A 13,300-nucleotide genomic window follows, 5' to 3' on the forward strand; every position below is an offset into this window, starting at 1 on the left:
TGAATAACCGCGTTACCCTCAAGTTCTTCGCTCGCGCCTACAGGATCACCCGCAAAGTGCCCGTTTCATTGGCAGCGTGCAATAAAGACGCACCTATCACGGGCAACTTTGTTACCGCACTTACGGATTGTTTCATGGGTTATACACAGCGCTTTGTTTCCCATATAAACAATTGTTTTTAAGCGGTTTTTTATAAAATCCAAACTAATTTACCGCCTGGCACACTTCCTGCTCTACTCCCGTGCATCCACTGATTAAACGGCGTTTCGCCGATAAAACAATAAGAACCAACACTTAAACCCGGTAAGACCCGCTCCCTCCTTAGTTGCCTTTAAAGGCAAGCGGACGAGTGTTGCCGATCACCCGGTAGAGAGGTCTCTATGAAGCGTGTCTTATGTGCAGGATTGATGTTTGCCAGTTTCAGCGGTTTCGCCGCAGAACCCATCCCTTCCGAGCCGGTGCGGGCCAACGCCGCCAATAAACCTTTCCCCCACATTGCCTGGCGCAGTGACGCCGGGGACGCCAGCCTGGACATCGGCGGCGCGCTGCGCACCAACTATCGCGACGAGCATTGGGACACCACCGAGAACAATGGCCGCTTCCTCTTCGACACGTTCCGCCTGGACGTGCAGGCCACCTACAAGAGCCTCTATAGCGATATCGGCTACTGGTTCCAGGACGACGGCAAGCGCTCCATCGACCGTGGCTTCGTTGGCTATCGGCTCAATGCCAACTCCAACCTGCAACTGGGCGCACCGTTCAAGCCGTTTGGCCTGGAGCCGTATCCGCAATTTGGCTGGAGTTACCACCTGCCGTTTTTCATGGGCTATGCAGTGAGTGCCGGCACCGGCCTCAAGTACAGCTACAAGGATCAGGATTGGGACGTGCAGCTTGGCTTTTTCCCACGTATGTTGCCCAGCGACCTTCGCTACTCGCCTGAAGTCGGGCGTTACGCCGACCTGAACGACAACGCGATTGCCTTCACCCAGTCGCGCCAGGACAACGAGAAGCGCAACCAGCTCAACGCCCGCGTGGCGCGCACCTTCAACAGCAATGGCTGGAAAACCGAGATCGGCGCCTCGCTGGCCACCGCCCAGCTGTACAACGCCACCACCAAGGACGATGGCGACTATTGGGCCGCCGGTGTACACGCCATCATCAACAAGGGGCTGTGGACCGTCACCACCCAGGCCATCCGCTACGAATACGATCCCGAAAACCCCACCGGCGTCAGCAAGGACTCGGTGCTGATGGGCGGCAACGGCCTGACCCCGGCGTACCTGATCGCGTCCAAGGCCAGCCTGGCGTCGATCAATCTCGGCTATGACGTCTACACGCCGAGGCTGGGGCAGTTGAAGAAGGTCAAGTTGTACACCGACTACAGCCGGATGATGAAAGACAAGAGCGACTGGGATGATTCGCAGATGTTCACCGTAGGCGCGCAGTTCCTGGCCATGCCGGTGATGGCCTGGGTCGACTTTACCTGGGCGCGCAACGCCAACCCCTATGGCGGCGCAGAGAATGGCAGTGGTTTTACCAACACCAGTTCGGTGGGCAGCAACGAGTGGTATTACCGCACCAACGTGAATATTGGTTACTACTTTTAACCAGGCAACAAAAAACAAAGGTGGGGGGGGTGAGTACATATCCGTTGCTGCGGTCATGGCGGCTATTGGTTCCGCTCTTACAGCGGGTCACTTTCGAAAAGCGCGAAAGTAACCAAAGCGCTCTTGCCCCACCACTCGGTGCCTCGCCTAGGCTCGGCATGCCCGCAGTCAGGCATTGCTCCGTGGGCCCGCCGCGATCGGCCATCCATGGCCGTGTCGCGGCTACCCCGGCATCCTGCCGGGGTGCCCACTGCGCAATACCTGCCTGCGGCCATCGTGGTTTAACGGGGCGCCTAAGATCAAAAGCCAGATCAAAAGCAGGCAACAGCAGAGCAACAGCAAAGCCAGAGCGCGAAGCTACATTCCCCTGTAGGAGCTGGCTTGCCTGCGATGACGGCAGGTCAGCCAACAGATTCATCGACTGATACACCGCCATCGCAGGCAAGCCAGCTCCTACAGGGGGACGCGCACGCTTTGACGATCAGGTCGGCTGTCAGGCCGCCTCGCTTTGCTTGTGATTTTGATCTTAGGCGCCCCGTTAAACCACGCTGGCCGTCATCCGATATTGATTTGGGGGGTAACCCGGCAGGACGCCGGGTTAGCCGCGCTGGGCCAGGGATGGCCCATCGCGGCGGCCCCCCAAATCAATGTCGGATGACGGGCACACCGAGCCTAGGCGAGGTGCCGAGTGGTGGGGCAAGAGCCCTTTGCTTACTTTGGGGCTTTTCCAAAGTGAGCCGCCGTAAGGGCGGAACCCTAAGTGGCCATGACTGCAGCAACGGATATGTACTCACACCCCACAACCAAAAAAGAGCAAGTCGTGTAGATACTCATGCCTAACGCAGCCTCACCAAAGCTCGACAGCCCCCACATCAGGTCAGTGTGACGCTTCGACCATTCCTCGCTCAGTTGCGCTGCTTGCAGACGGCTGGCGCACACCTAGGTATAGTGCCGCCCCTCTTCGCATGCACGATCGTCAACCGCATGCGAACGCCGAACTAATAACAACCCGCGACTTGGAACCGGGACGAGCACTCGCCCCACCTATCGTGCTGCCTGCGCGACGGTGTGTAACGCGATGTTTCGACCCGTCCGGCTTTTGCCTTTACAAAAAAACAGCGAGGAATACTCCATGCTAGAAGTCATCAACGACTTCCTCTCAGGAAAAGTACTGATCGTGCTCATTGTCGGGCTCGGTGGTTACTTCACGATCCGCTCGCGTTTCGTTCAGTTTCGTCACTTCTTTCATATGTTCGCGGTGTTTCGCGACAGCCTCAAAAGCAGCGCCGGCCAACTCAGTTCGTTCCAGGCGCTGATGCTCAGCCTGGCCGGGCGGGTGGGCGCCGGTAACATCGCCGGGGTCGGCATTGCCGTGACCCTGGGTGGCCCGGGCGCAGTGTTCTGGATGTGGGTCACCGCGCTGGTGGGCATGTCGTCGAGCTTTATCGAGTGCTCCCTGGGCCAGCTCTACAAACGCACCGACGCCGAAGGCACCTACCGTGGTGGCCCGGCCTATTACATCCAGCACGGCCTGCAAAAACGCTGGCTGGGGATGGTCATGGCGTTCCTGCTGCTGGTGACCTTCGGGTTCGCCTTCAACGGCCTGCAAGCCCATGCCGTGACCCACTCGCTCAATAACGCCTTTGGTTTCGACACCACCTACACCGGCCTGGCGCTGGCGGTGTTGCTGGGCCTGGTGTTTATCGGCGGGATCAAGCGTATTGCCTCGATTGCCGACCTGCTGGTGCCGGTCAAGACCCTGGTCTATATCGCCGTGACGGTCTACGTGATCGTGCTGCAATTCGACCAGGTGCCGGCCATGCTCGCGACCATCGTCAAGAGCGCCTTTGGCCTGGACCAGGCCTTCGGTGGCCTGGTGGGCAGCGCGATCATCATGGGTGTGAAGCGCGGCGTGTTCGCCAACGAAGCCGGCCTGGGCAGCGCGCCCAACGTGGCCGCGGTGGCCTCGGTGAAACACCCGGTCGCCCAAGGCGTGGTGCAAGCGTTCAGCGTGTTCCTCGACACCTTCATCATCTGCACCTGCACCGCCCTGCTGATCCTGCTTTCGGGCTTCTACACCCCAGGCTTCGAAGGCGACGGCATTGCCCTGACCCAGAACTCCCTGGCAGCGGTGGTCGGTGACTGGGGGCGGATGTTTATCTCGGTGGCCCTGGCGTTGTTCGTGTTTACATCGATCATGTACAACTACTACCTGGGCGAGAGCAACCTGCGCTTTTTGGTGGGCAACAACCGCAAGGTGCTGATCGGTTATCGCGCGTTGGTACTGGTGCTGATCTTCTGGGGTTCGATCGAGAACCTGAGCACCGTGTTCGCCTTCGCCGACATCACCATGACCATGCTGGCGTTCGTCAACCTGTTCGCCCTGGCGTTCCTGTTCAAGATCGCCATGCGTATCCTCAACGACTACGACAACCAGCGCGCGGCGGGCATCAGGACCCCGGTGTTCGACTCCAGCCAGTTCCCGGACCTGGACCTGGACCGCAAGGCCTGGCCGGCCAACCCGGTGCAGCCTGAGCCAACCACTCAAGCGACTGCTGAGCTGAACGCCCAAGTGCAACGCTGAGCCTAGATAGATGACACGCCGCCCGGCCTTGGGCATGCTCTGGGCCCGGCGGCGTTTTTCGTTCAGGAGATTGTTCGATGTCCAAAGCTAACACCCTCATGGTGCTCTACACCGGCGGCACCATCGGCATGCAAGCCAGCGCCAACGGCCTGGCGCCCGCTTCGGGCTTTGAAGCGCGCATGCGCGAACAGCTTGCCCACCTGCCAGCGCCAGCCTGGCGCTTTCGGGAAATGTCACCGCTGATCGATAGCGCCAATATGACGCCCGCCTACTGGCAGCACCTGCGCAGCGCCGTGGTCGAGGCTGTGGACGAGGGCTGCGATGGCGTGCTGATTCTGCATGGCACCGACACCCTGGCCTACAGCGCGGCGGCCATGAGTTTCCAACTGCTGGGCCTGCCGGCGCCGGTGGTGTTCACCGGTTCGATGCTGCCGGCCGGCGTGCCCGACAGCGATGCCTGGGAAAACGTCAGCGGCGCCCTGGCAGCGTTGGGTGAAGGCCTGGCGCCCGGGGTGCACCTGTACTTCCACGGCGCACTGATGGCGCCGACCCGCTGTGCGAAAATCCGCAGTTTTGGCCGCCATCCCTTTGCTGCACTGCAGCGCAACGGCGGCGTGGCCAAGGCCCAGGCGCTGCCTGCCGCACTGGACTACCGCCAGCCCAAGGCCCTGGCCAATGTCGGCGTATTGCCGCTGGTGCCGGGCATTGATGCCGGGCAACTGGATGCCCTGGTCGACAGCGGCATCCAGGCACTGGTGCTCGAATGCTTTGGCAGCGGCACCGGGCCCAGCGATAACCCGGCGTTCCTCGCCAGCCTGCAACGTGCGCAGGCTCGGCACATCGTGGTCGTCGCGATCACCCAATGTCATGAAGGCGGTGTGGAACTGGACGTATATGAAGCCGGCAGCCGCCTGCGTGGGGTCGGTGTGTTGTCCGGTGGCGGCATGACCCGCGAAGCCGTGTTCGGCAAGCTGCAAGCCTTGCTCGGCGCCGGGCTGCCCAACGACGAAGTACGGCGCCTGGTCGAGCTGGACCTGTGCGGCGAACTGAGCTGAGCGGCATATAACTTGCTCCACTTCCAGCCATCCCCTGGCTGGAAGTTCCCATGCTGCACTCCCACCTCACCACCCTCAACGCCGTTTCCCTGGTGCTCAGCACCTTCAAGGCCGAAGGCTTGCCCGCCGAAGCGCTACTGGCCGGCAGTGGCATCTGTGCGGCGGACCTGAGCCGCGCCGACACACGCATCGCCACGCACCAGGAGATGCAAGTGTGCGCCAATGCCGTGGCCTTGCAGCGCGATATCGGGCTGATCGTGGGGCGACGGATGCACGTATCGGCGTACGGCATGCTCGGCTATGCCCTGCTCACCAGTGCCACTTTCGGTGACGCTTTGCGCCTGGCCCTGCGTTATCCGGCGCTGTTGGGAACACTGTTCGAACTGAGCCTTGAGCAAGACGGAGAGCGTATCTGGTTCACCGCCAGCGATTACCGCGAGAGCCCGGCGCTGACCGCCTTCAACGTGGAGCTGTGCCTGGGGTCGCTGAAGGTGATCTGCGACGACCTGCTCGGCCATCCGCTGCCCTTGCTGGGCGCGCGCTTTGAGCATGCTGCGCCGGATTACCAGGCGCGCTATGCCGAGTGTTTCGACTGCCCGTTGCAGTTCCAGGCCACGGCCAATGCGTTCGCCTTCGACCAGCGCTGGCTCGCCCAACCCTTGCCCCTGGCCGACACCGTGACCCACCGGGCCATGGCCGAACGCTGCCGCAAACAGAACACCGAATTCACCGGGCGCGAGGCCTGGCTGGGGCGGGTCCGCCAGTTGCTCGCGGCACAACTGCACGCCGCACCGGGGCTCGATGGCCTGGCCCAGCAGATGAACTGTTCGCCGCGCACCCTGCGCCGGCACCTGCACGACCTGGGCTGCAGCTACCAGGAACTGCTGGACGAACTGCGCTTCGAGCGCGCCAAGCAGTTGTTGGCGCAAGACCAGTGGCCGATCTACCGCATCGCCGAGCAGTTGGGTTTCAGTGAGACCGCGAGCTTCCGGCATGCCTTTGTACGCTGGAGCGGTGTAGCGCCGAGTCAATTTCGAGCCTGACGCCCCATGTAGGGGCGAATTTCGGACAGACAATTTGGCCATATTTATCCCCTTTTGGCCGCTCCTGCCGTTCTCCAAACCTGTGCGCACCGCAACACTGCAAGGCATCCCAACCTGCCTGCGGAGAACAATAAAAATGCTGACGATCTACTCGCACGATCACCACCTGCACCATGGCCGTTGCGAATTGATGGACGGCCAGTTGATGCCCTGCTTCGAAATGCCTTCGCGCGCCGACCATGTGCTGCAACGGGTCAAGGACCGTGCACTGGGCCCGGTGCAAGCGCCCCAGGACTTTGGCCTGGCGCCGCTGCAGCGCATCCACAGCCGCGACTACCTGGAGTTCTTCCAGGGTGCCTGGGCCCGTTGGGTCGAATTCGGCCAGGACGGCGACCTGCTGCCCTACACCTGGCCCGCCCGGACCTTGCGCCGCGTGCTGCCCACCAGCCTGCACGGCCAACTGGGCTATTACAGCTTCGACGGCGGTGCGCCGATCACCGCCGGTACCTGGCAGGCGGCCTACAGCGCGGCGCAGGTCGCGCTGACCGCGCAGCAGGCGATCCAACAAGGCGCCCACAGCGCCTTCGCCTTGTGCCGGCCACCGGGGCATCACGCAGCTGGCGACTTGATGGGCGGTTACTGCTACCTCAACAACGCCGCCATCGCTGCCCAGGCTTTTATCGACCAGGGCCACAAAAAGGTCGCGATCCTCGACGTGGATTACCACCACGGCAACGGCACCCAGTCGATCTTCTATGAGCGCAGCGATGTGCTGTTCACTTCGATCCACGGGCACCCGCAGGCCGAGTTTCCGTTTTTCCTCGGTTATGCCGACGAGTTGGGCGAGGGTGCCGGCGAAGGCTTCAACTTCAATTACCCGCTGCCGGCTGGTGCCGCCTGGGACACCTGGAGCGCGGCACTGGAGCAGGCCTGCCGGGAGATCGAGGGCTATGGCGCCGACATCATCGTGGTGTCCCTGGGCGTGGACACGTTCAAGGACGATCCCATCTCGCAATTCAAGCTCGACAGCCCGGACTACCTGGCCATGGGCGCGCGTATCGCCCGCCTGGGCAAGCCGACGCTGTTTGTGATGGAAGGCGGTTACGCGGTGGCAGAAATCGGCATCAATGCCGTCAACGTTCTCGAAGGTTTTGAAGGGGCAGCCCAATGAACATGCTCAAGTCGCTTGTGCTCTGCGCCGCCGTGCTCAGCAGCGCCGCCCACGCCGAAGAAAAAACCCTGCGGGTCTACAACTGGTTCGACTACATCACGCCCAAGGCCCTGGAAGATTTCAAGGCGCAGAACCCGGCGATCAAGCTGGTGTACGACATCTTCGACACCAACGAAGCCCTGGAAGCCAAGTTGCTGACCGGCAACTCCGGGTATGACGTGGTGGTGCCGTCCAATGTGTTCCTGGCCAAGCAGATCGAAGCCGGGGTGTTCCAACCCCTGGACCGCAGCCAGTTGCCCAACTGGAACCACCTCGATCCCAAGCTGATGAAGCTGATCGAGGCCAACGATCCGGGCAACAAACACGCGGTGCCCTACATGTACGGCACCATCCTCATCGGCTTCAACCCGGACAAGGTCAAGGCCGCCCTGGGCGCCGACGCACCGGTGGACAGCTGGGATTTGATCTTCAAAGAAGAGCACATCAGCAAGCTCAAGCAATGCGGCGTGGCACTGTTGGACTCACCGTCGGAAATCCTGCCCCTGGCCCTGCAGCACCTGGGCCTGGACCCCAACAGCAGCAACCCCAAGGACTATCTCAAAGCCGAAGCGTTGCTGATGAAGATCCGCCCCTACATCACCTACTTCCACTCATCCAAATACATGGCCGATATCGCCAACGGGGATATCTGCGTGGCCGTCGGTTACTCCGGCAGTTTCTCCCAGGCCGCCAACCGCGCCCGGGAGGCCAAGAACGGGGTGATTGTCGACATGCGCCTGCCCAAGGAAGGCGCGCCGATCTGGTTCGACATGCTGGCCATTCCCAAGGGCGCGAAAAACCCGCAGGACGCCTACACCTTCATCAACTACCTGCTGCAACCCCAGGTGATCGCGCCCATCAGTGATTTTGTCGGCTACCCCAACCCCAACAGGGACGCGACCGAGCACGTCGACCCGGCGATTCGCAACAACCCCAACCTGTATCCCACCGAAGCGGCGATGGCCACGCTCTACACCCTCAAGCCCCTGGAGCGCGACGCCGAGCGTGCGCGGACCCGGGCCTGGAGCAAGATCAAGTCCGGCACCTGATTGACCTTGGCCTGGGCGCACCGGCCCCGGCCAGGGTATTTATCTACCGTCTTCGCCGCCGCCGCAGAAACTACCGTGCAGCTCTTCAAGCCTTCCACTGGCCAAGGAGCTGCAAATGCCCAACGACTCACCCGCCCCCCACAACCGTCCGCCAAGTGCCTATGAGCTGCTGATGCAATTGAGTACCGGCCCCTCCATCCGTGAAGTCGCCGCGAACCTGCTACGTGCAGCCCTCAAGGAGCAATACCCGACACTGAACATCGAGCCGGACCTGGCCATGGTCGTCACACCGCATTGGCGCATCGTCGGCGATGCGATCCAGGCAGCGCCGGCGTCTACCGAATCACTGACCTCGGTCCTGGCCAACCAGGCCCTGTCGCCTGAGCCGGTGATCTATATCGACGGCGAGCATTTCCTCACCCTGGAGCCCGCAGCCCAGCCCCCCGACCACCTGCCCGTGAAGATCGATGCTATCGCACGGCTGGTCAACGAGCTGTCGGCCCTGATCTTCAGCGCTTTCCAGGAGCAGCAGTTGGACTACTGGAATGCCTCCAACGGCCTGGCAGGCCCCCGCTGGCAGACACTCGCCCATTCCTTGCGCAACGTATGGAACGTTACGGCCCAGGAAGGCTGGGATGAGCAAGATTGCGCCATGGCCAGGACGCTGTTCCACTTCCCGCAGCTGGCCAGGCGCAAAACCTCCGATACCTTCCAGACCCACGCTTACCTGGTCGACATTGATGCCAGCCACGAAAACCAGTCCATTCACGTTGGCCTGTCGGATATCGCGGTGCTGATCGGCGTACACGAGCAACAGCAGCGCATCCTCACGTATTCGCTGAGCACTGGTTATGCGAAATTCGACTCCCTGGACGCCTTCGGCCAAGCCCTGCCCACAGGCCTGACGCAAAGTGCGGCGCAGGTGAACGTGCAATGGCGCCTGTACGAACCGCAGGGGGATTTCTTCGAGAGCCAGGCGTGTAACCTGGTCGCCCTGCAACTGGAGGCCATCGGCTCGGTGGGCTCGTCCGGCATCGAAGCACCTCCCGCAGCAGCGGTCGGCGGCAAGGCGGTCGCCCGCATCCTGCCGGTGATTGAGGACCTGAGCAGCCACTCACTGTCGAACATCCGCCAGATACATGAAGAGCTTCCCGAGTGGCTGACCGGCGCCTCAGACCTCGACATCTCGACCTACAGCCGCTACCTGATCGACCTGGCCGAACTGCACACCCACAACCACGGGCGCACGTTCCAGGACGGTATCCCGGCAATCCGCGACTACGCCCGGGAGCAGTTGCAAGACACACTCAAACAGCAACCCAATGGCGCGAGCCTGAACCTGGACAAGGTCGAGATCAGCATCGAGAGCCCGGTGGTCTGGGGCACTTTTGTGCTGCCCGGGGCCAGCGACATCACCCGGCGCAGCCTGATCGACCTGGCCCTGGAAAACCTCACCGGGCTGCCCACAGGAACAACCAGCGTGCTCTACAACGGCGGCAAGAGCCCGACCTGGCTGACCTACACCTACCTCAAGGACCTGATCGAAACCCTCGATATCGGCGAACACTACCCGGCGCTGATCAAACGCACCCTGCTCGACGACCCTGCTGAGTCGAAGAGCCGGCAGACGCTCTACACCTCGCACTTGCGGGTGCAACTGCCGCTGCTGGCCTTGCAGTGGAAAATCCAGCGCCTGCATGGCATCGACGAGCGCGGTTACCGCTATGTGGCGGCGGCCGTGCAGGCAGAGGCGCACGAGCGCCAGGTGGAAGGGCAAGAGATCGTGTTCCGCCGCCTGGCCTTTGTCCCGACCTTGCGCCCCAGCAAGGAACAGGATGGGGTGGCGAATATGTTCGTGATCGGCCCCCGCGACCACACCCAGGGCCCGTGCCTGCTGTATCGCCCGTTGCTGACTCCGGTGCTGATCCAGTTCCCGTCCCGGCAAAACCTGCTGTATGCGATCAAGCATCAGCGCACCCTGCGCGATTCGGTGCTGGCCTGGCTGGCCGAAGACATACGCTTTAACTACGAGCAGTACGTGTTCCCCGCCGCCCTGCCCTCGCCATGGACGGTGGTGCGCGCGCTGGTGGAACCGCAAGTGGTGCTGCAAATGAGTGGCCCCATGGCCCTGAGCGACGAAGTGCTGGGCAATGATGCCCTGGCGACGTTGTTCACGGACAACGCCAATGCGCTGGTGGAGCTGGCCAACCGCCAATCGGTGTCCAATGTGCAGAAGCGCTGGGCCAGTTACCGGCAGGCCGGCTGGATGATTTTCGGCGCGGCGCTGCCCTTTTTGGGGCGCACGGTGGGGATCGCCGCATGGATCTGGCAAATCATGGACGACCTGCAAGCCACGGCCCAGGCCGAACCGGGGCCCGATGGGGAGGTTTCCTGGACGGCTCAGGTCGACCTGCTGCTCAACCTGGGCATGGCCCTGGTGCTGCACGTGACCTTGCGCCACCCACCTGAGCGAGCAGCGCAAAAGGTGGCGCTGGTGGAGCCTGAACCCACACCGGTAGAACCTGAAACCACGGTTCTGGAAAAGACGCAAAAAGCACTGCCGCCGTCGCCCAAAGTCCTCGTCAGCCAGCAAGCCAACGTGTCCGAGAGCGACCTGGCCGCACGTCATCAAGGCCTCCTGCACAGCAGCGGCGCACTCAGTCGTGCGCCCTCAAGCCTGGGGGCGACCCTGGATCGCTTCAAAATTGACAAACCCGAGGGGCTGGGGGAGCCGATCACGGAGGCCGGGGTGCACCTGCATCTCTATGCCCTTGCCGATAAATGGTACGCACCGGTCGGCCCACGCTGGTTCGAGGTGACGGTGGATGAGAACGACAACGTCATGATCATCGACCCCAAACGCCCCACCCACAACGGCCCCTTGCTGCTAAGCAACCTGGCCGGCCAATGGTTTGTCGACACCCGCCTGCGCCTGCGCGGTGCCGGGTTCAGGAACCGCCGCAAAGCCGCACAAGCCAAAGCACCTTCGCGCATCCTCGACCTGCGGCAAAAACTCAACGCGTTCAACGCCGACCAGCGACGCGGGCAAACCGAAATCACCCAGGCACATGCGGCGATAGAGCCAAAGCCAGGCCCCTCCTCCGAGCGCCAGCGCGAGGCGTACATCGACAAGGTCGACGCCCGCATGGCCGAATACGACGTGCCCATCCGCCAACTGCGGGCACTGAACATCATCGACACGGTGCCCAATTACCAGGGCAACATGATTGACTATTTGAGCCAACAACTGCTGCTGACCCGTTCAGCCGTTGCGCAACGCCTGCCCATGTTTCGCACCAAGCTATTGACCACGCTCCAGGAGCTGGAAACGATCACCTCGCGGGACGCCAAGCTTCAGGCGCAGCTCGCCGGAACGGTATCAAAGCTCAACCTGGACATGATCAAGCGCCTGCAATACGCCGAGTCGCGTTATCGCGAGCTGGAAAAGCTCGGTATCGAGGGCACCAAAATCATCCAGACCACGCTGCGCGCCTTGCCCCACTTCAAGCTGTACGACCTCAAAGCCCTGCAAATCACCCTGACCCGCTACCTGTGCATCACGCCAGGCACCGGCGAAGCGTTCACCGATGCGCACCGCCAGCTCGATGAAATCGTCAACTGCGCCGATATCAACATCCTGACCTGGGTCGAGACCCTGAGCGAATCGACCATCAGCAACCCGGACGAGCGCCTCGATGTGCTCAACAGCCTGGTAGAACAGTTCGCCATCATTGACCAGCGCTTGCTGGACCTGCACGCCGAATACCCTGAACACGTGCAGCGAGAGCCCCTGGAAGACCTGCGCCAGCGGATCGACGAATTCAACCAGCAGGCGACTCACGAACTGGTGCTGCTGCTGCGTGAGCGCAAGCCCCCGGAACCCAAGGCCGGCTCGTCCAGAACGCCGCAGACGCCGAAAAAAAAGGTTATCAAGACCCGTTTCAGCGGCGTGCTGGTGGGGGAGTTGCGGCCTGACGAGGCAGGCCTGCTGGATGTCAGGGCGCCGGTGACGGGCAAGGTCATTGCCACCTTCCACGAAAAAAGCCCCGGCGTGTGGGTGGAACGCGCAAGGCCTGCCGCAAAGCTGCCCAAGCCACAGGCTGCCGACCTCAATACCAGCATGAACGATGGTCAGCACCTGCTGGATGAGGAACCCGCCGCCACGCAGCGGGTGCTGGCGCATGCCAAAAAAGCCGGACGCATCCCGGTAGAGATCGAAGAAATGCTGCATCAGTACGCGGCACGCCTGGAGCAGGCGGTTAACACGGTCGAGGAGGCGCTGACCCAGCGCAACCTCACCGAAAGCGATCGCCCCTCTGCTGCCACACTCAACCGCAAACTCAACGAGGCGGCGCAACGCCTCTACCAATTGGGCACCAACACCCGTATCAGCATGACCAAACAGCAACTGCCCACCGCCGAACGGGTGGAATGGCTGCACAGCCTGGGGCAGGTAAACATCGTCAAGGTGGTCACCCGCCGACGCCTCAAGGGGCCCGGCAAAAACTATCTGGATGAGTACGCCATCCGCGATCACCAAAGCCAGGAAGTGCTGTGGTATGCGCACTTCCACTACGAATCGCCGCAAGCCGAACTCGACAACTACACCGCCGGCCACCTCAAGACCCGCGACCAGCAAAAGCTCGGCGGCGCGATCCACCGTACGGGCTTGAGCGAGCGCGACCAGATCGCGATTTATCGCAGTGAAATCCGCCCGCCACTGGCGCGTGCCCTGTTCTTCCAGAACTGAGG

General features: G+C 62.0%; 7 protein-coding genes. All 7 read left to right on the forward strand.

Going from position 1 to position 13,300, the window contains the following annotated elements; translation table 11 throughout:
• Window positions 1–380 precede the first annotated feature (380 nt).
• The 7 genes from HBO05_RS19790 (at window position 381) to HBO05_RS19820 (ending at window position 13,298) form a co-directional block, all read left to right on the forward strand.
• A complete protein-coding gene (locus HBO05_RS19790; RefSeq protein WP_169955451.1) occupies window positions 381–1,607 on the forward strand; it encodes a hypothetical protein in 1,227 nt (408 codons plus the stop codon).
• Between the two features lie 1,132 nt (window positions 1,608–2,739).
• A complete protein-coding gene (locus HBO05_RS19795; protein ID WP_172313790.1) occupies window positions 2,740–4,191 on the forward strand; it encodes an alanine/glycine:cation symporter family protein in 1,452 nt (483 codons plus the stop codon).
• Window positions 4,192–4,268: 77 nt separating this feature from the next.
• Complete coding sequence (locus tag HBO05_RS19800; protein ID WP_170042045.1) at window positions 4,269–5,246, forward strand: asparaginase; 978 nt, start codon at window positions 4,269–4,271, stop codon at window positions 5,244–5,246.
• 50 nt (window positions 5,247–5,296) lie between these two features.
• Complete coding sequence (locus HBO05_RS19805; protein WP_057440561.1) at window positions 5,297–6,289, forward strand: AraC family transcriptional regulator; 993 nt, start codon at window positions 5,297–5,299, stop codon at window positions 6,287–6,289.
• Between the two features lie 136 nt (window positions 6,290–6,425).
• Window positions 6,426–7,460: a histone deacetylase family protein gene (locus HBO05_RS19810; RefSeq protein WP_169954012.1), complete on the forward strand. Its 1,035-nt coding sequence runs from the start codon at window positions 6,426–6,428 to the stop codon at window positions 7,458–7,460.
• Window positions 7,457–8,548 (forward strand): polyamine ABC transporter substrate-binding protein, encoded by a 1,092-nt coding sequence (locus HBO05_RS19815; RefSeq protein ID WP_172313792.1) that lies wholly within the window; start codon window positions 7,457–7,459, stop codon window positions 8,546–8,548. The genes HBO05_RS19810 and HBO05_RS19815 overlap by 4 nt, the downstream gene beginning before the upstream one ends.
• A 115-nt stretch (window positions 8,549–8,663) precedes the next feature.
• Entirely contained in the window at window positions 8,664–13,298 is a 4,635-nt protein-coding gene (locus tag HBO05_RS19820; protein WP_172313794.1) for a DUF6543 domain-containing protein, read from the forward strand.
• Window positions 13,299–13,300: the final 2 nt, after the last annotated feature.

The sequence above is a fragment of the Pseudomonas sp. WS 5079 genome, from assembly GCF_012985465.1.
In the GTDB taxonomy this organism is placed as follows: Bacteria; Pseudomonadota; Gammaproteobacteria; order Pseudomonadales; family Pseudomonadaceae; genus Aquipseudomonas.

Bases quoted from the DNA above. Each gene is read 5' to 3' on its own strand.
- HBO05_RS19800 (WP_170042045.1), top strand. From the start codon at position 4,269: ATGTCCAAAGCTAACACCCTCATGGTGCTCTACACCGGCGGCACCATC.
- HBO05_RS19795 (WP_172313790.1), top strand. From the start codon at position 2,740: ATGCTAGAAGTCATCAACGACTTCCTCTCAGGAAAAGTACTGATCGTG.
- HBO05_RS19805 (WP_057440561.1), top strand. From the start codon at position 5,297: ATGCTGCACTCCCACCTCACCACCCTCAACGCCGTTTCCCTGGTGCTC.
- HBO05_RS19820 (WP_172313794.1), top strand. From the start codon at position 8,664: ATGCCCAACGACTCACCCGCCCCCCACAACCGTCCGCCAAGTGCCTAT.
- HBO05_RS19815 (WP_172313792.1), top strand. From the start codon at position 7,457: ATGAACATGCTCAAGTCGCTTGTGCTCTGCGCCGCCGTGCTCAGCAGC.
- HBO05_RS19790 (WP_169955451.1), top strand. From the start codon at position 381: ATGAAGCGTGTCTTATGTGCAGGATTGATGTTTGCCAGTTTCAGCGGT.
- HBO05_RS19810 (WP_169954012.1), top strand. From the start codon at position 6,426: ATGCTGACGATCTACTCGCACGATCACCACCTGCACCATGGCCGTTGC.